2 protein-coding genes are annotated in these 526 nt (G+C 65.8%); both read right to left on the reverse strand.

Annotation, left to right across the window (positions count from 1 at the left end; translation table 11 throughout):
- On the reverse strand, nucleotides 1–220 hold a 220-nt coding region (locus tag ACZRKZ_RS27775), incomplete at its 3' end, for a DUF4158 domain-containing protein (RefSeq protein WP_435951425.1).
- A 3-nt stretch (nucleotides 221–223) separates the two neighbouring features.
- Nucleotides 224–526: helix-turn-helix domain-containing protein (locus ACZRKZ_RS27780; protein ID WP_463983204.1), on the reverse strand; the 303-nt coding region annotated here is incomplete at its 5' end.

Consider the following 526-nt stretch of genomic DNA (forward strand, 5'->3'; position numbering starts at 1 on the left):
GTTCGGGCAGCTCGCTGTCAGTGCCCAACGCATAGCCGGGGTAGCGCAGCAGGCAGAGTTGCACCGCAAAGCCCAGACGGTTGGCGTCGCCGCGCCGCTGGCGGATCAGTGACAGGTCGGAATCGTTGAAGGTGTAGTAGCGGATCAGGTCATCCTGGCTTTCCGGCAGCGCGAGCAGGGTGTCCCGCTCCGTGGCCGAGAGGATCAAGCGACGCGGCATGTGTCAGTCGTCCGTGCGGAGGTACTGGTAGAGAGTTTCGCGGCTGATGTTGAACTCGCGGGCGAGCTGCGCCTTGGGCTCACCTGCCGCCGCCCGCTGCCGCAGGGTAACAGTCTGCTCGTCGGACAGGGCCTTCTTGCGGCCCCGGTACGCGCCGCGCTGCTTGGCCAGGGCGATACCCTCGCGCTGCCGCTCACGGATCAGAGCGCGCTCGAACTCAGCGAAGGCCCCCATTACCGACAGCATCAGGTTGGCCATCGGCGAGTCCTCGCCGGTGAATACCAGCCCCTCCTTCAAGAACTCGAT

Source organism: Pseudomonas sp. c313, assembly GCF_055407145.1.